Source organism: Rhizobium sp. 01L410 (assembly GCF_056400165.1).
Map to the genome: position 1 here is coordinate 147,465 of NZ_JBFTST010000001.1, position 15,691 is coordinate 163,155.

Annotated in this window: 18 protein-coding genes; 6 read left to right on the forward strand and 12 right to left on the reverse strand. The window is 61.6% G+C overall.

Features of this window, described 5'->3' with window-relative positions; translation table 11 throughout:
• Nucleotides 1-858 (reverse strand): sugar phosphate isomerase/epimerase family protein, encoded by an 858-nt coding sequence (locus AC1DV9_RS00665; protein ID WP_477945569.1) that lies wholly within the window; start codon nucleotides 856-858, stop codon nucleotides 1-3.
• Nucleotides 859-897: 39 nt separating this feature from the next.
• The gene (locus AC1DV9_RS00670; RefSeq protein ID WP_477945571.1) at nucleotides 898-2,265 is read right to left on the reverse strand and encodes an amidase; all 1,368 of its coding nucleotides are present in this window, start codon (nucleotides 2,263-2,265) and stop codon (nucleotides 898-900) included.
• A gap of 234 nt (nucleotides 2,266-2,499) precedes the next feature.
• Here AC1DV9_RS00670 and AC1DV9_RS00675 point away from each other — a divergent pair, with 234 nt between their 5' ends.
• Nucleotides 2,500-2,775, forward strand: coding sequence for a hypothetical protein (locus AC1DV9_RS00675; RefSeq protein WP_477945573.1), 276 nt, complete (start codon nucleotides 2,500-2,502; stop codon nucleotides 2,773-2,775).
• 60 nt (nucleotides 2,776-2,835) lie between these two features.
• The gene (locus AC1DV9_RS00680; RefSeq protein WP_477945574.1) at nucleotides 2,836-3,273 is read left to right on the forward strand and encodes a DUF1810 domain-containing protein; all 438 of its coding nucleotides are present in this window, start codon (nucleotides 2,836-2,838) and stop codon (nucleotides 3,271-3,273) included.
• Here the strand turns inward: AC1DV9_RS00680 and AC1DV9_RS00685 are convergent.
• Nucleotides 3,270-3,458, reverse strand: coding sequence for a hypothetical protein (locus AC1DV9_RS00685; protein WP_112514810.1), 189 nt, complete (start codon nucleotides 3,456-3,458; stop codon nucleotides 3,270-3,272). The genes AC1DV9_RS00680 and AC1DV9_RS00685 overlap by 4 nt on opposite strands.
• Nucleotides 3,459-3,530: 72 nt before the next feature.
• Complete coding sequence (locus AC1DV9_RS00690; protein WP_477945576.1) at nucleotides 3,531-4,154, reverse strand: TetR/AcrR family transcriptional regulator; 624 nt, start codon at nucleotides 4,152-4,154, stop codon at nucleotides 3,531-3,533.
• A 127-nt stretch (nucleotides 4,155-4,281) separates the two neighbouring features.
• Between AC1DV9_RS00690 and AC1DV9_RS00695 the strand changes: the two genes are divergently transcribed.
• From AC1DV9_RS00695 to AC1DV9_RS00705, 3 genes are all read left to right on the forward strand, one after another.
• Entirely contained in the window at nucleotides 4,282-4,500 is a 219-nt protein-coding gene (locus AC1DV9_RS00695) for a hypothetical protein (RefSeq protein WP_112514807.1), read from the forward strand.
• Nucleotides 4,501-4,633: 133 nt separating this feature from the next.
• A complete protein-coding gene (locus AC1DV9_RS00700) occupies nucleotides 4,634-4,876 on the forward strand; it encodes a type II toxin-antitoxin system Phd/YefM family antitoxin (RefSeq protein WP_477945579.1) in 243 nt (80 codons plus the stop codon).
• Nucleotides 4,877-5,302 carry a type II toxin-antitoxin system VapC family toxin gene (locus AC1DV9_RS00705; protein ID WP_477945581.1) on the forward strand — a complete coding sequence of 142 codons (426 nt, stop codon included), beginning with the start codon at nucleotides 4,877-4,879 and terminating at the stop codon, nucleotides 5,300-5,302. It begins immediately after the preceding gene.
• Here AC1DV9_RS00705 and AC1DV9_RS00710 read toward each other — a convergent pair.
• Together AC1DV9_RS00710 and AC1DV9_RS00715 are read right to left on the reverse strand one after the other, a co-directional pair.
• Complete coding sequence (locus AC1DV9_RS00710; protein WP_477945582.1) at nucleotides 5,299-7,134, reverse strand: ABC transporter ATP-binding protein; 1,836 nt, start codon at nucleotides 7,132-7,134, stop codon at nucleotides 5,299-5,301. The two genes, AC1DV9_RS00705 and AC1DV9_RS00710, sit on opposite strands and share 4 nt — an antisense overlap.
• Before the next feature lie 36 nt (nucleotides 7,135-7,170).
• The gene (locus tag AC1DV9_RS00715) at nucleotides 7,171-8,367 is read right to left on the reverse strand and encodes an aminotransferase class V-fold PLP-dependent enzyme (protein WP_442208733.1); all 1,197 of its coding nucleotides are present in this window, start codon (nucleotides 8,365-8,367) and stop codon (nucleotides 7,171-7,173) included.
• A gap of 105 nt (nucleotides 8,368-8,472) precedes the next feature.
• Here AC1DV9_RS00715 and AC1DV9_RS00720 point away from each other — a divergent pair, with 105 nt between their 5' ends.
• Nucleotides 8,473-9,315 (forward strand): IclR family transcriptional regulator, encoded by an 843-nt coding sequence (locus AC1DV9_RS00720; protein WP_477945584.1) that lies wholly within the window; start codon nucleotides 8,473-8,475, stop codon nucleotides 9,313-9,315.
• Between the two features lie 9 nt (nucleotides 9,316-9,324).
• Here the strand turns inward: AC1DV9_RS00720 and AC1DV9_RS00725 are convergent, their stop codons facing one another.
• The 6 genes from AC1DV9_RS00725 to AC1DV9_RS00750 form a co-directional block, all read right to left on the reverse strand.
• A complete protein-coding gene (locus AC1DV9_RS00725; protein ID WP_477945586.1) occupies nucleotides 9,325-9,837 on the reverse strand; it encodes a RidA family protein in 513 nt (170 codons plus the stop codon).
• A gap of 19 nt (nucleotides 9,838-9,856) precedes the next feature.
• On the reverse strand, nucleotides 9,857-11,065 hold the full coding sequence (locus AC1DV9_RS00730) for an amidohydrolase/deacetylase family metallohydrolase (RefSeq protein ID WP_477945588.1): 1,209 nt from the start codon (nucleotides 11,063-11,065) through the stop codon (nucleotides 9,857-9,859).
• Entirely contained in the window at nucleotides 11,066-11,935 is an 870-nt protein-coding gene (locus AC1DV9_RS00735; protein ID WP_112388433.1) for an ABC transporter permease, read from the reverse strand. It lies immediately after the preceding gene.
• Nucleotides 11,935-12,876 carry an ABC transporter permease gene (locus AC1DV9_RS00740; RefSeq protein ID WP_162698694.1) on the reverse strand — a complete coding sequence of 314 codons (942 nt, stop codon included), beginning with the start codon at nucleotides 12,874-12,876 and terminating at the stop codon, nucleotides 11,935-11,937. The genes AC1DV9_RS00735 and AC1DV9_RS00740 overlap by 1 nt, the downstream gene beginning before the upstream one ends.
• Nucleotides 12,877-13,094: 218 nt before the next feature.
• Entirely contained in the window at nucleotides 13,095-14,621 is a 1,527-nt protein-coding gene (locus tag AC1DV9_RS00745; RefSeq protein WP_477945590.1) for an ABC transporter substrate-binding protein, read from the reverse strand.
• Between the two features lie 162 nt (nucleotides 14,622-14,783).
• Nucleotides 14,784-15,659, reverse strand: a complete 876-nt coding sequence (locus AC1DV9_RS00750; protein WP_477945592.1) for a sigma-70 family RNA polymerase sigma factor — start codon at nucleotides 15,657-15,659, stop codon at nucleotides 14,784-14,786.
• Nucleotides 15,660-15,691 lie beyond the last annotated feature (32 nt).

A 15,691-nucleotide genomic window follows, 5' to 3' on the forward strand; every position in this document is an offset into this window, starting at 1 on the left:
TCAAGCGATTGCGCGTTGGCGTGTGTCCAAGAAGTCCTCGATGAAGGCCTTCTGCAAAAGGATGCCATCCCACTCGTCCGCGAAGAAGGGCGAGTCATAGATCAGCGTGAACGGCCCGGCGTAACAGGCCGATCGGCTGGCCTCCAGGCATTTGCCGTAGTCCTCAGCATCCAGACCCGTTGCTTTATAATCCGCCTTGGCGTGGCAGAGCTCGGCGCGGCCCATGATATCGGCGAGACCGGCATATTTCGCAGGCGCCGCCCAGTTGCCGAGGTCACCGTTGAGGCCGATCTTGCCGTCGAGACCGTCGAGCAGCCAGTTCATCTCCTTGGGTGCCGGCAGCAGGTCGAACCAGTTCTCGACGACGACGCGGACACCGGTTCCCTCAGCCTGCGCGGCCAGCCATTTCAGGTTCGTCAGCGCCCGCTGCAGGTTTTCTTCCGACGGCTTCTGCTTGCCTGCGATGACGCGCATGTTCTCGGCGCCGAGCGCCTTTGCGATTTCGATCCAGCCGGCCATCCAGCGGATATCGCGCTCGCCGTTTTCAGGATGGCTCGGATCGCCGTCTTCGACGAGCAGCGTCTGGAACAGGATACCCGACGCCGTCATCGCGGCGCGAAACTCTGCGAGATAGGCCGGATCGAGGCTCGGCAGATGGAAGGAGCAGACTTCGAGGCGATAGATGCCGCGCTCGGCAAGCTGCTTCGGCAGTTCGATGAGCGAGGCGCCACCGGTGCCATATGGCTCCTGGCGTGCGGCGCTCTTTGCCGGATCCGGGCTGTAGGGATAGGTCGGCCCCAACAGACGGTGGAGTGACCAGGTGGAGACCGCGAAGCGGCCGTTCGGCAATGACGTCATTATCTTACTCCTCCGATTTCAGATAATTTTAGGACCCTCTCAGAACCCCTCCTGCACCGCCGGCTCGATCGCGAGCGCCGCCGAAAGCAGCGCTTCGTCGCAGTTGGCAGGCGCCGACAGCAGGAAGCCGACCGGCATATCCGCATCGCCACGGCCGCAGGGCATCGAGACGCCGCACCAGTCGAGGAAATTGCCGATGAGCGTGTTGCGCAGGGTCTTGCCGTTGACGGCGATGAAGAGCTCGTCATCGGCTTCCAGCGGCGCGATCGGCGGGGCGACATGGGCGACCGCCGGGAAGGCGAGCAACCGGCCAGCGATCAGCGCCTCGCTCTCGGCGATCATCCGCCGGCGTTCAGCCAGAATGGCGATGTAATCGGCAGTGGTCGTGCGCTCGCCGAGCCGGGTGCGCATGACGACGCGATGGTCCATCCGCGCCGCTTCCGGCCCTACCAGGCGCTCGCGGTGCAGGGCAAAGGCTTCTGCCGTGACAAGCGCACCGTATTTTGCCATCAACGCGAAAATCTCGTCGAAGACAGGCATCTTGACCCGGGTAAAGCGGACGCCCTTGCGGCTCAGCCGCTCGACTGTGGCTTCGAAGGTGGCGACAACACCGGGCTCGGCACCGTCGAATACGACATTCTCCGGAATGAGGACTTCAAGGCCCTCTATCGGGCGCCGGCTGATCTCGGACGAAGTCCGGCCGCGCATTGCCGCGTCCGCCCACACGGCATCCTGTACCGTGCGGCAGAGCGGGCCAAGCGAATCCAGATTTCCGGACAATGGGAAGACCCCGCCCATGGCGTAACGGCCGTGGGTTGCCTTGTAGCCGGTGATGCCGTTCAGCGCCGCCGGAATACGCACCGATCCGCCGGTATCGGTGCCCATGGCAACCGGCACGAGGCCCGCGGCGACGGCAGCGCCCGCACCCGAAGACGAGCCGCCCGGAATGCGCGGCTGGTCCTTGCCGTGCGGGTTGTGCGGCGTGCCGTAGTGCGGATTGATGCCGAGGCCGGAGAAAGCGAATTCGCTCATATTGGTGCGGCCGACGGCGATCATCCCGGCCTGCTTCAGCGCCGTGACGATAGCCGCGTCGCTCTTTGCCGCCGGCGCATCGGACAGAACGGCCGAGCCCGCCGTCGTCGGCATGCCCTCGATATCGAAGAGATCCTTCCAGGCAATCGGTATGCCATCGAGCACGCCGAGCGACCGGCCCTGCCTCAGGCGTTCGGCCGAAGCCTTGGCTTCTGAAAGGGCGCGCTCCCCGGTCAGTTCGAGGAAAATCGTCTGATCCGGATAGGATTTGATACCGTCGAGGATCGATTCCGTCACTGCGACAGGATCCGCTTCACCGCTTTGAATAAGGACAGAAAGCTGCGCAATGGACATTGCGCCATATGATTTGGTCATGGAAAAAATCCGCAATCTCTGCTGGGTCAAAGAACTATCGCGGATCGCCGCTCATCGCCAGTACCGGATTGGGCAATAACGTCTATTGATACCATTTTCTGAACACAGCGTTTGCTGAGCGACGGCTTAAATTCAATGAGGCGGCTACATAAATGTGTGGCGCACGCGGGCTCCCACCCGCTGTGAGCGGTTAGCTCATGGCAGGTCTCGCGGCGATACTCGGAGTTTCATGCCATGACCAATTTTGACAGTTTTAGCGCCGGCGACGGCGAGCAGGATTATGCCGAACATGTGAAGGCCCAGAGGCTTTCAGGCATCGAGCGGCTCGTCGTCGTATCAGCGATCGCGCTTCTTGCGATCGTCGGCCTCACCGGCCACTTCACCACGCCTGTCGTAACCGATCCCGTGACGACCTCGGCAATTGCTGCGCCCGTCACCGCTGTTCCGCACTCCCACCACCATCTGGATGCGTGCCGCGAATACAGCCCCTACGCCGAAAGAGGCTGCTGACGGCAGCACGTTGGAAATCCACGCCGCCTCCCATATGTTCCCCGCAAAGGGAGGCGCCCCATGTCCAGTGACCTGAATTACGATCTCGATCGTTTCATCGACGCACAAAACGGCATTTATGGCCAGGCTCTGTCCGAGTTGAAGGCAGGCCGCAAGCGATCTCACTGGATGTGGTTCATCTTTCCGCAGATCGCAGGGCTTGGAACTTCATCGATGGCGGAGAAATACGCCATCCGCTCTGCCGAGGAAGCTGCCGCTTATCTCGCCGATCCGATCCTTGGAACCAGATTGCTTCGCTGTGTCGATGCAATGCTGGCGGGGGATGGCCGGAGCGCGCATGATATCTTGGGCTCGCCCGACGACCTGAAGTTCCGGTCGTCGCTCACGCTCTTTGCTGCAATCAGCGACCACGGCTCGCCCTTTCACCGGGCGGTCGACAAATATTATGAGGGAGAATTCGACAAGCGGACTGTCGAGCTTCTGGACGCTGCAAGTTAGCCGCCCGGCGAATGTTCCAAATTGTCGATTTCCTGGGTGACTTCGCTGAGGCGCTGTCGCAGATCCGCTTCGGTACCGTCTTCTACCTCCTCGTCGCCGAAGCAGTCGCGCGCCTCATGCAGCTCGAGCTTGGCTTCCAGTTCGGCGCGCTTGGCATACAGACGATGGAGATAGGTGTAGTTCATATCACTGCCACGGGTTCTTCCTGACGAGGAAGGTAACGCCTCGCCGCCGCGGAGGTTCCACGGCGGTGTGCTTCAGCAATAGGAGGCAACGGCAGCACTTGCCGCTTTGGCGAAATGGCTGCAGCAACCATCGCTGCCCATCGACTGGCGCGTCACGCGCGCACCTTCGAGAAGCAGAGTGAGCGTATCTGCCAGAAGCTGCGGCTCGCTGGCGCCGGCTGCGGCGCAAAGCGCGACGAGGCGCTGACGCTGATCGGCCTTGTGGCGCTCGATGACGCCATAGGCCGGATGGCCCTCGCCCTTGAGCTCGATCGCCGCATTGGCAAGATCGCAGCCCGCCGGCTCGCCGTTCAGACAGTGCGCCCGTCCTTCGACCCAGGCATCGAGCTGGGCACGCGGATTACCCGGGTGAGCAGTTTCCAGATCACGCCAGATCTGCTCCGCCTTTTCAGAGGCGCGCCGCAGCGTTTCGCAGATCAGCTCATCCTTGGAGCCGAAGTGCCTGTAGAGCGTCATCTTGTTGGTGAGTGCCGCATCGGCAATGGCATCGACGCCGATGCCGCGGATGCCATGCTCGCGGAAAAGCTCCGAGGCTGTCGAGACGATGCGCTCCCGCGGGGGGATCTTTTCGTCCGTCATGCCTTGGGAGATTTCATTCGAAGTTTCTGATTTTTTTGAGGACGAAGTCCTTGACATCGATGTGACCGATCGGTAACAAATGCATTGTTACTTACCGGTAACACCGCCGATCGCGAAAGTCAATGCCGAGAGGGCAGACTGCGGCATCGGAACACGGGCGACCGCCCACGAAAGGAGGACTACCATGACAAAGGCCATAGATTTGACCATTTCCGAAGCTCTTCGCGACCCGCTGATCGCCATGGTGATGCGCGCCGACGGCGTGAAGCTTGAAGACTTCAAGCAACTCCTGGAGACGGCCGCCCGCAAACGCGAGCCGAACACCTCCAAGGTCGGCAATTTCATCAACGCCATCGCCAACCGGGCGTCCGCAAATCCGTCTTCGGTTTGCTGCTTCGGTTGACATCCGGGGACCTTCCCTGCCCCCGTGCGAAAGCCGCCGCGATCCCCCACGCGGTGGCTTTCGCTGTTTTATGCGCTTGCCCGTCACCTCTCTCCGGTAATATGACCCTCTCGAGAGTCATGAAGGCGCGGCGATGACGCAGGTTAATCTTGAAGACGTGAAGGCGCATTTCAGCGAACTTGTCGAACGCGCCGAGGCAGGCGAAACCGTGCAAATTCTGAAACACGGCAAGCCGGTGGCCGAAATCGTGCCGATCAGGAAACCCAAGACACCGATCGACCTCGAAGCGTTGCGGGCATTGCGCCAGGCGCAGCCGAAGCAGAGCGTCGATTCCGGCACTTTCATCCGCAGCATGCGCAACAGCGAACGGTACTGAATGTTCTATCTCGATACGTCCGTCATTATCGCCGCGCTGGTCAACGACGATTCAAGCGAACGGGCCAGCGCCTTTCTGTGGGACGCGGTGAACACGAGCCGCGTGGTTGTCAGCGATTGGACGCTGACCGAGTTTTCGTCGGCGATCGCGCTGAAAATTCGCGCCGGGCAGCTGAACAGCCAATATCAGGCCGAGATCCAGCAGGTTTTCGAGGGTTTGGTCCACGAAACCTTCGAGCTGGTTGCCGTCGAAAGACGCCACTTTGCCCTTGCGGCGAAACTTGCCGCCCAGCGAAACGTCGACCTGGGGGCCGGTGATGCGCTTCACCTGGCTTTGGCCGAGGAGACGCGCGCGCAACTCGTAACGCTCGACCGCCGCCTGGCGGATGCAGGCGCCGCACTCGAAATCCCTGCGCGGCTGATCTAGACCGCCACCAGATGCCCCGGTGACACTTCCCGGTATTCCAGCGGCTTGATCGCGTAATCGACGGGCCGGATCGGGCTCTTGATCTCGTCATTCGCCACCGCCCGTTTCTCGCTCCTGCGGTCGGGATCGGGCACGGGGACCGCGGCCATCAGCTTTCGCGTGTAGTCGTGCTGCGGATTTCCGAAAACCGCCGCGCGCGGACCGATCTCGACGATTTCACCCAGATACATGACCGCAACGCGGTGGCTGACGCGCTCGACAACCGCCATGTCGTGGGAGATGAAAAGGAAGGCGAGATTCAGGCTCTGCTGCAGATCGAGCATCAGGTTGATGACCTGCGCCTTGATCGAGACGTCGAGGGCCGAGACGCTTTCGTCGGCAACGATGACCTTCGGTTCGAGGGCAAGCGCCCGGGCGATGCAGATGCGCTGGCGCTGGCCGCCGGAGAATTCATGCGGGAAACGCGAGGCCATATCTGGCGTGAGCCCGACCTTGGTCAGGAGATCGGCAACGCGTTCCTTTGCCTGCTTTGCCGTTCCCATCTTGTGTTCGAGATAAGGCTCGGCAATCGCATCGCCGACACGGATGCGCGGGTTGAGGCTGGCGAACGGATCCTGGAAGATCATCTGAACGATCTTGCGCATCTCGCGCATGCCCGACTTGTCGAGCGCCAGCACATCCTTGCCGTCGGCGATGACGGAACCGCTCTGCGCCTCTATCAACCGCATGATCGCGCGGCCGGTGGTCGATTTTCCGCAACCGGATTCGCCGACCAGCGACAGGGTCTCGCCGGCATGGAGATCGAAGGATACGTTTTCGACGGCGTGAACGCGGCCGGTCAGCTTGCCGAAAAGACCGGAATGAATGTCGAAGCGCTTGGTGAGGTTCTTGACCTCCAGCACCGGGCGCGCTGTGGCTGCGACCGTATCTGATGTCTGAACCGGGATATCGGACTCGCCGGTCGCCGTGTTGACGACGGGAAAACGCAGCGGCCGCTCGTAGTTCTGCATCGAGCCAAGCACCGGCACGGCCGATAGCAGCGCCCGCGTATAGGGATGCTTGCCGCGGTGGAAGATATCGGCGGTTTCCCCGGTTTCCACCTGCTCCCCGCGATACATGACGACGGTCCGGTCGGCGATTTCGGCAACGACGCCCATGTCGTGGGTGATGGAGAGGACCGACGTGCCCTGCTCCTCCTGCAGCATCTTGATCAGATCGAGGATCTGGCCCTGGATCGTCACGTCGAGTGCCGTCGTGGGCTCGTCAGCGATCAAGAGCTTGGGACGCGAAGCGAGCGCCATGGCGATCATCACGCGCTGGCGCATGCCGCCAGAGAACCGGTGCGGATATTCGTCGAAACGCGAGGCCGCGGAGGGAATGCGCACCTTCTCCAGAAGACGGATGGTCTCGGCGCGCGCATCCGCCTTCGACATCGGCCTGTGGCAGAGCAGCGCCTCGGAAATCTGGTCACCGATCGTGAAGAGCGGGTTGAGGCTCGTCATCGGCTCCTGGAAGATCATCGCGACATCGTTGCCGCGGACCTTGCGCATACCCTCTTCGGGAAGAGCAAGGAGATCACACCCGCCAAGCATGATCTTGCCTTCGATGCGGCTCGAATCCGCCTGCAGCAACCGCATGATCGACAGCGACGTGACGCTCTTGCCCGAACCGCTTTCGCCAACGATCGCCACCGTCTCGCCGGGCGCAACATCGAAGGAAACGTCGCGAACCACAGGCTTCCAGGCGCCATCGACCAGAAACGATGTCGTCAGGTTGCGGACGGAGAGGACCGGTTCCGCCGCTGCGATGGTCTGTGCCTGGATGCCTGCCATGATCACTTCCTTCAAATTGCTACTGAACAGCGCGGATCAATCCGGCCAGCGAAGCGCGCCGTCGAAGCGGTGCTTGCTGCGGTTTTCGATCGGCGTCGCGATGATCTCGTTGGAGCCACGCGCCTTGTCGAGTTCCTCGCCCAGACGGCTGGCGACGATCTTTTCCTGGCCCGGATGCAGGTTGCACGGATCGAGATAGAAATAGTGATGCTCGACTTCGTGATCGCGCACGATGATCGGCGGCGTGCCGCGGGCGAGCGCGTCAGCCAGATCCCAGGCGGTGATGTGCGCCTCGTCGGCCTTGACGATCACGCGCATGCGGTCGAGCGGATTGTTGGTCGGATCAGGCTCGATCAGCGCGGTCACGCCCGGACGTCCCTCCAGCTTCTCCTTCCAGAGATTGAGATACCTGGTTTCCCGCTCGCGAATGCCGGCGTGATCGCGCTTTTCCCAGGCTTCCAAGGCCGCCATGACGCCGAAGATGCTTTCCTTGCCGACCTTCATGCCGCGGCCGATGCCCATGTTCTGCAGGAAGGCGTTGCGGACCAGCTCCTTCTTTCCGGCGACGATGCCCGAGGTCGGGCCGCCCAGGAACTTGTGGCCGGAATAGAGCGCAATATCTGCCCCCTGCTCGAGGAAGATCTTCAGGTCATATTCCGAGGCCGCGTCGACGATGACGGGCACGCCCTTGGCGTGAGCGATCTCGACGAATTCCTTGAGGTTCAGCAGACCGTAATCGACGACGTGGTGCGAGACGACATAGACGGCGGCGGCTGTCTTTTCGGTGATCGCATTTTCCATATGGAAGCGATGCGTCGAGGTCGCCTGTCCCACGAACACGACCTTGCCGCCGGCAAGACGGATCGCCTGATCGACCGGCGCGCCGTAGCTGACGACGTGGCCCATCTGCACGAGCACTTCGTTCTTTTCCGTCGTCACCTCAGGCAGCTTCTCGATCGCCAGCAGATTGTTGCCGGTGATGGTGCCTGCGACAGCCAGCGAGATACCTGCCGAGCAGGATGCGGTGACGAAGCCCGCCTCGCCGCCCGTCAGCCGGGCGATGACGGCGCTTGCCTTGCGCTGCAGGTCGTTGACCTCGACGAACTGCGGCAGGATCGCCGACATGGCGGCGATCGCCTCGGGAACGACGATCGACGCGCCGAGGCTAGTCATGGTGCCGGAAACATTGATGACCGGGCGAAGGCCGATCGACGTGCGGATGTCATCAGACATTTGTATCTCCAATTTCGGTGGCCGCTGCGTGAGGGGTGTTGCGATTTGCCTCAGTGACGGCTATGCCATAGTAATGTAATAAACTCGCATATTCAGACGAGGAGCGTGCAATTGGACGGCAAGACATCATCGGCAGTTTACTCCGAAGACGGCGTCTCTGTGGACGAGGCGGGCGGCGGCAAGACTGCGCGCCGTTCGCGCGTAAGCGGTATCGACCGTGCTCTGCAGGTCATTGATTATCTTTACGAAACAGGCTCTCCAGCCGGTGTCTACGCGATCGCGAAGGCCGTCAAGGCGCCGCTTTCGACCGTCTATGTGATCGTCGACGATCTGGTCGAGAAGAACATGCTGTCGCGCAATACGGACGGCTCGGTCTGGCTCGGCTCCCGGCTTTACCACTATGGTCTCGCCTATGCCCGCTCGCTGGATTTCATGAGCGTCGCCACCCATGAAATGCACGACCTCTGCCGCGAGGCGGACGAGACCGTTCAGGTCTGCGGCCGCGACGGCGACTATATGCTGGTGCTCGCCATGGCCGATGGTCCGAGCCATTTCCAGGTCGCGTCCCGCGTCGGAACCCGCGTGCCATTGAACTGGACGGCCTCCGGCCGCCTGCTCGTCGGGCACCTGCCGGAGCCGGAACGCGTCGATCTGTTCAAACGATGCGCCAAGACCTCGCCGACCGGCCGGGCGGAAATGGATGCCGAAGTGCTGTCGGGTTCGGCAGGCGCGGCTTTCCAGTCGCGCCTTTCGATCCAGGCTGGCGAATCCGACTATGCGGTCGCCTGCATCGCCTCGCCGATCTGCGATCGCGACGGCCAGTGCGTTGCCACCATCTCCATCGTCCTTCCCGAGCAGAAGGCCTTTTCGGACGAGAACCGCTACACGGCGCATGTGCGCGCGTCGGCGGAACGCATCGAAAAGATCATGGGCTGGCGCAACCACTGACATTCTCCTCTAGTCGCGCAAGGCGACGATCGCTTCGATCTCGACGGTGATATTTCCCGGCAGCGAGCCGAAACCCACCGCCGAGCGGGCGTGCTGTCCGCGCTCTTCGCCGAAAACATCGATGAAGAGATCGGAGCAGCCGTTGATGACACTCGGATGATCGAGGAAATCAGGCACCGCATTGACCATGCCGAGCAGCTTGACGACGCGCTTGACGCGCGCGAGATCGCCAAGTGCATCCTGCATGACGGATAGCAGGTTGATGCCAGTCAGTCGCGCATGCTTGTAGGCGTCCTCGACGCTGACGGAGGCGCCGACCTTGCCGGAATGCAGGAAGCCGTCGGCCTCCCGCGGTCCCTGGCCGGACAGGTAGAGAATGTTGCCTTCGATGACATGCGTCACGAAATTGGCGATCGGCGGCGGCGCCGGCGGCAAGGTGATGCCAAGCGCCGCCAGCCTCTCCTGAGGCGAACCGGATGGTTTGGCGGTGGTTGGAGACGTGTTCACGTAAGCTCCTGTCATGCGATTTCTATCTTCTTTCTTACCGGTAGGAATAGCCGTGGCTGTGACGCACGAGCTTGCGGGCACGCGGGATATAGCGGCTCGCCGTGATTGCCTCGCTGCCGATGACGGCGTAGCGGGGCTCGAAAAGCTTGTTGAGCACCGATACGTCGCCGTTTGAATCGGTCGCTTCGATGTCTGAATCGATCAGGTCGAAGATCGTGAAGTCGGCGCGCTGGCCGACGGCCAGCCGGTCTTCCATCGACAGCTTGATGACCGAGGCCGGCGCGTGGGTGACGGCTTCGACGACCTTGTCGAACGGCATTCCGACCGACAACAGCTTCGACATCGTCGTCGCTAGGTCCCAGACCGGGAAGTTCATCGAATGGCCATGCAGGTCGGTCGAGATCGAAAACGGCAGCAGGCCGCGATTGATCGCCGCTTCCGCGACCTTGAAGGAGAAGGAGGCGCCGCCATGGCCGATGTCGAGGCGGATGCCCTCTCCGGCGCAGCGTTCGGCGAGATTGAAGAGATCCTCGTCCTCCATGATGCTGGAGCCCGCCTTGCCGTTGAAGCAGTGGGTGACGACGTCGCCAGGACCGAGGATTTCTAGCACTTCGTCATAGAGTGCCGGCGGCTCGCCGACATGAACCATCATCGGGATCTTCAGGATTTTGGAGATCTTCTTGCCGAGCTTGACCGGGGTCACACCCCAGGAGCCGGTGATGACGTGGCTGGCACGCACCTTAAGGCCGACGATGTGTTCGCTGTTTTCGGCATAGCACTCGAGAATGCGGTCGAGATCGATATCCCTGATGTCACGCAGCTCCGCAACGCGGTTACAGGCGACGAGACCGATCGAGCCGAGATTCAGGAAGGCCTTGATCCGCTCTTTCGACGGCTCGATGATATATTCACGGAAGCCGTGGAAGTTGGCTTCGCCGGCAGACCCTGCATCGACAAGCGTCGTAACGCCGCGCTCGGCGCCGCATTCGGACGGGCGGATCGAAATATCGGTGCCGCCGTGCCAGATATGGACGTGCAGGTCCACCCAGCCGGGAGATATCCAGGCGCCCTTGCCATCGACGCGCGTCACCTCTTCGGAGACGGCGAGCTGCGGGCCGATCTTAGCAATCTTGCCGTCGGCATCGACCAGGATATCGACAGCGCCTGCAGGCGTTCCGGCACCGAAAGCCATCGGATTCACATTGGTGAGGAGGAGCGGCTTGCCCGCTTTTTCACCGGTCATTTACAGGTCCTTTCGAAGTTTTGGATCAAGCATGTCGCGCAGGCCGTCACCGACCATCTGGAGCGAGAGCACGGAGAGAATGATGGCGACACCCGGAAACAGCGTCATCCAGTCGGCCTGGCCGATATACTGGCGGCCAGCGGCGATCATCGTGCCCCAGGTCGGAATTTCAGGGCTGACGCCGAGGCCGAGGAAGGAGAGACCGGCTTCGGCCAGCATGGCGCTGGCAAACAGGAAGGTCGCCTGTACCATGATCGGCGACAGCAGGTTCCGAAGCACATGGCGGGTCATGATGTGGAAGGTCGAAATGCCGAGCGCCTGCGCTGCCTCGACATAAGGCAGCTCGCGGATGACAAGCGTCGAGGCACGAACGATACGGGCAAGACGCGGTGCATAGACGATCGACAACGCGATGATCACGGTTGTCAGCGACGGGCCGAGCGCGGCGACGAGCGCGATCGCCAGCAGAATATCCGGAAAGGCCATCATCGCGTCGATCAGACGAGCAATCGGCGTATCGAGCTTCTTGAAGAAGCCGGCAAGCAGGCCGAGCGTCACGCCGATCACCGATGACAGCGCCACGACCGCCACACCGACCAGCAGCGACAGCCTGCCGGCGTAGATCGTGCGCGACAGAACATCCCGGCCGAACTCGTCGGTGCCGAAGAAGTAGGTTCCGCTCGGCGGCTTCAGCCGGTTGACGATAGACAGCTTCGACGGCGAATAAGGCGCCACCCAAGGGGCCAGGACTGCCAGCAGCACGAAGATGACGAGGATGACGAGGCCGAAGGCAACCGTCTTGCGTCTCAGCAGGCGGCGGATGAACTTGCGGTTTTCGCTTTCCGCGGGCTTGATTGCGATATCCGTCATCAGTAGCGCACCCTCGGATCGACGAGCAGATAGAGCATGTCGATCGCAAAATTGATCAGGACGTAGAGTGCCGCGATCACCAGCAGCGCACCCTGGATGACCGGGTAGTCTCGCCGGAGGACGGCCGAGACCACCAGATTGCCGACACCCGGAAGGCCAAACACAGTCTCGGTGACAACAGCGCCCGAGATCAGCACCGCCGCTGTCAGGCCGAGAACGGTGAGGATCGGGATCAGCGCATTCTTCAGCGCATGCTTGAGGATCACCTTGCGCTCCACCAGCCCCTTGGCGCGGGCCGTGCGGATATAGTCGTCACCCAGCACGTCGAGCATCGAGGCACGGGTGAAGCGAAGGATCAGCGCCGATGAGACGATGCCGAGCGCGAAAGCAGGCAAGGTCAGGTGATACATTCGGTCGAGAAATGTCGAGCCCGGGCCGCCATAACCCGACACCGGGAACATGCCGAAGCGGACAGCGAAAACCTGCATCAGAATGAGGCCCAGCCAGAAGCTTGGAATGCTGGCGGCGAACATCGCCAGTGTCGTTGCCGCCTGGTCGACGAACGAGCCGCGCCGGTAGGCAGCGTAGATGCCGATCGGCAGAGCGATCAGGCTGGCGATGGCTAGCGAAAAGATCGTCAGGAAAAAGGTCGGTTCGGCACGGTCGAGCAGCGCCGACGTGACCGGCATGTTGAGGAAGATCGACTGGCCGAGATCGCCCTTCAGAAGCTGGCCGATATAATAGATGTATTGCACCACGAGAGACCGGTCGAGGCCGAGGCTGGCGCGCAGATCGGCAATGTCCTGCGGCGTCGCATCGGGGCCGAGCATCACGGCCGCCGGATCACCCGGCGTGACGCGCACGATGACGAAGACGATCGTGACGACGAGAAACATCACGACGATCATGCCCGCAAGGCGCTGGAGGATGTAGCGTATCATGGGAGCAAGATCCCGTACTCAGTTGGTTTATCTCGATGAAGCGAGGCTGCGGCCCCGCCCTCCCTCATCCCTGCGCTCGTCACAGGGATCCAGCCACGGCGCGTCTGCGCCGTGAGAGGAGTCTTCCGCGCCATGGACATGGCGCTGCTGGATTCCTGTGACGAGCACAGGAATGAGGAGAGATTGGTTGCCACCGCCATCATCAGAGGCCCTGCAGCTTACTTCTTGACGGACGCGTTCCAGAAGTAGGGCCACGGAGCCGGATCGACGCCTTCGAGTTTGGTCGACTTCGCCGAGACGGCGTTGAAGTCGCCGATCTTCATGTAGGGAAGCTCGTCATACATCGCCTTCTGGACATCGGCCCAGAGCGCGATGCGCTTCTGCGGATCGACTTCCGAGGTGAAGGCATCGACGGTTGCCTTGCGCGCCGGCGTATCCCACCAGCCGGGCGAGCTTGGTGACAGCGAACCGATCAGCGCGGGCTCCGGCAGGAACGGGCTATGGGTGATGTAGATGTCCCAGAGCTTGGAGTCCGTGCGGCGCTGCGTCAGCGTGGCCCAATCGACGACCTGCAGGTCGACGGTGAAGCCGGCAAGCTTCAGATACTCGGCTGCGACCTGTGCCATCTTGTAGTGGAATTCGTACTGGCGGCTGGTGAGAATGCGGATCGGCTCACCATTGTAACCGGCCTTTTTCGCAGCCGTTGCAGCGCCTTCGGGATCCGCGACGTTGTAATTACCCTCAACGCCGGCATCGGTGTTCCAGGCGAACGGCTTCGGATAGATATCGCCGTCGAGCGTGTAGAAATCCGTGCTGCCGAAGGCTGCCGCCAGCATGTCTTCCATGCTGAGTGCCTGACGGATCGCCTTGCGGACCTCGACATTCTTGGCAACGCCCTCTTTGGTATTGAAGACGAAGACCGGATAGCCGAACGGCTTCAGGATGACCGGCTGAGATGCGCTCGATGCCTTCAGCTTGTCGAAGGATTCGACCGGGATGGAATCGACATAATCATACTGGCCGGAGACGGCAGCCTCTACGCGGGTATTGGCATCGGGAACCGGCACGAAGCGGATTTCGTCGAGATACTGGTGGCGCGCACCGCCGTAACCGTCGCTCTCGCCGTCGCGCGACTTGTAGCCGTCGAAGCGGACGAGCTGGATATACTGGTCGGCCTTGCGCTCCTTGAGCATGTAGGGGCCGGTACCGATGAATTCCTTCATCGGCTCGTCCTGCTTTTCGGACGGGATGATGATCGCGGCCGAGTTGTTGAAGGCGAGCAGGGAGGTCAGCGGCGCATAGGGCTGCTTGAGCACGATCTTCACGGTCGCCGGATCGACGGCGGTGATCGAATCGATGAAGCCGACGACCTGCTTTCCGCGCGAAGCGATCTTCGTCCAGCGAGTGAGCGAGGCGACCACATCCTCGGACGTCATGTCGGTATTGTCGTGGAACTTGATGCCGGTGCGCAGCTTGATCGTATAGGTCTTACCGTCGGCGCTGATCTCCGGCAGGCTTTCGGCCAGAAGCGGCGTGACGTTCCACTTCTTGTCGAACGTGTAGAGCGTTTCGAAAATGTGCTGCGTGACGATGCCGACGAGATCGGCGGTGGAGGACATCGGATCAAGCGTCGGCGGTTCGCCGATCGTGGCGACGTTGATGACGCCACCCTTTTCCTGAGCCATCAATGTCGTCGGCAGTGCGACCAGCGCGGTGCCAAGAAGGAATGCGACTAGAGTCTTCATTTGCATGCTCCCGGTGAATTGTTCCACTATTATGTTATATCAGGCTTAATAATAGAATATCGGCGGAAGTGGTTCTGTCAACCGGTAAAGTGGCTCTATGAGCAGAAATGAAAAGGCGTGCGCAGAGACTGCGCACGCCATCGCCTGCGGAAGACCATATGCCTAATGATGGAACGGCGTGTATTCGAGGCGCTGGAGATGATCTGCATCGGCAATGGCCTCGATGCGCGAGATCCGGTCTCCATCGAAGGCGATGAGTGCCGCAATGCGCAGCTCGCCCTGGATATGAACGATGAAGCCAAACCCATCGTCGATGAAGGCACCCTGGGCGCCTCGCGCGCGCCCGTTGAAGGTGGTTGCCACGGCATGCGCGCCATGTAGCTCACCGGTATCGCCGAGCCGCAAGGCCGCAGCATCCGGCACGAAGGCGACGTCAGGATGCAGAAGCGACAGCAGCGCCTGGAAGTCACCGTTGCGTGATGCCGCCAGGAATGCCGTCACCAGCGTCTTTCGCCGCTCGATATCCGCAGCGGGTATCTCCGGCTTCCCCTGAATCCGCCGCCGCGCCCGGCTCGCAAGCTGCCGCGCCGCCTCGGATGTCCGGCCGATGATTGGCGCGATATCGTCGAAGGGAATGTCGAACATATCGTGCAGCACGAAAGCAACGCGTTCCGCCGGGTCGAGCTGATCGAGGACAACCAGCATGGCAACGCCGACCGAATCGGCAACCAGTGCCTCGCGCTCCGGATCCGCGGATGCCTTGGTGTCTGCTATCGTTTCGTGGACCGGAAGATCGAGCGGCTCTTCACGCCGCGTCTTCCTCGAGCGCAGCATGTCCAGGCAGATGCGGGCAACCACGGTGCGAAGCCACCCGGCGATATTGGCCACCTCCCCGGCATCCGAGCGGGAAAGCCTCAGCCACGCCTCCTGGACGGCGTCATCCGCCTCGGTGCGCGAGCCGAGCATACGGTAGGCCACCGCCTTCAGATGCGTCCGGTTGGTCTCGAACTGATCTGCCAGAAATTTCTTCTCGTCCATCGGTCACATCCTCCTCGCGTGTTCCGTCAACA

Excerpts from the sequence above, each read along its gene's own strand:
- AC1DV9_RS00745 (WP_477945590.1), bottom strand. The coding sequence starts at position 14,621 with ATGAAGACTCTAGTCGCATTCCTTCTTGGCACCGCGCTGGTCGCACTG.
- AC1DV9_RS00700 (WP_477945579.1), top strand. The coding sequence starts at position 4,634 with ATGACGCAGGTTAATCTTGAAGACGTGAAGGCGCATTTCAGCGAACTT.
- AC1DV9_RS00715 (WP_442208733.1), bottom strand. The coding sequence starts at position 8,367 with ATGTCTGATGACATCCGCACGTCGATCGGCCTTCGCCCGGTCATCAAT.
- AC1DV9_RS00665 (WP_477945569.1), bottom strand. The coding sequence starts at position 858 with ATGACGTCATTGCCGAACGGCCGCTTCGCGGTCTCCACCTGGTCACTC.
- AC1DV9_RS00690 (WP_477945576.1), bottom strand. The coding sequence starts at position 4,154 with ATGTCAAGGACTTCGTCCTCAAAAAAATCAGAAACTTCGAATGAAATC.
- AC1DV9_RS00670 (WP_477945571.1), bottom strand. The coding sequence starts at position 2,265 with ATGACCAAATCATATGGCGCAATGTCCATTGCGCAGCTTTCTGTCCTT.
- AC1DV9_RS00705 (WP_477945581.1), top strand. The coding sequence starts at position 4,877 with ATGTTCTATCTCGATACGTCCGTCATTATCGCCGCGCTGGTCAACGAC.
- AC1DV9_RS00710 (WP_477945582.1), bottom strand. The coding sequence starts at position 7,134 with ATGGCAGGCATCCAGGCACAGACCATCGCAGCGGCGGAACCGGTCCTC.
- AC1DV9_RS00730 (WP_477945588.1), bottom strand. The coding sequence starts at position 11,065 with ATGACCGGTGAAAAAGCGGGCAAGCCGCTCCTCCTCACCAATGTGAAT.
- AC1DV9_RS00725 (WP_477945586.1), bottom strand. The coding sequence starts at position 9,837 with ATGACAGGAGCTTACGTGAACACGTCTCCAACCACCGCCAAACCATCC.
- AC1DV9_RS00740 (WP_162698694.1), bottom strand. The coding sequence starts at position 12,876 with ATGATACGCTACATCCTCCAGCGCCTTGCGGGCATGATCGTCGTGATG.
- AC1DV9_RS00735 (WP_112388433.1), bottom strand. The coding sequence starts at position 11,935 with ATGACGGATATCGCAATCAAGCCCGCGGAAAGCGAAAACCGCAAGTTC.
- AC1DV9_RS00680 (WP_477945574.1), top strand. The coding sequence starts at position 2,836 with ATGTCCAGTGACCTGAATTACGATCTCGATCGTTTCATCGACGCACAA.
- AC1DV9_RS00685 (WP_112514810.1), bottom strand. The coding sequence starts at position 3,458 with ATGAACTACACCTATCTCCATCGTCTGTATGCCAAGCGCGCCGAACTG.
- AC1DV9_RS00675 (WP_477945573.1), top strand. The coding sequence starts at position 2,500 with ATGACCAATTTTGACAGTTTTAGCGCCGGCGACGGCGAGCAGGATTAT.
- AC1DV9_RS00750 (WP_477945592.1), bottom strand. The coding sequence starts at position 15,659 with ATGGACGAGAAGAAATTTCTGGCAGATCAGTTCGAGACCAACCGGACG.
- AC1DV9_RS00695 (WP_112514807.1), top strand. The coding sequence starts at position 4,282 with ATGACAAAGGCCATAGATTTGACCATTTCCGAAGCTCTTCGCGACCCG.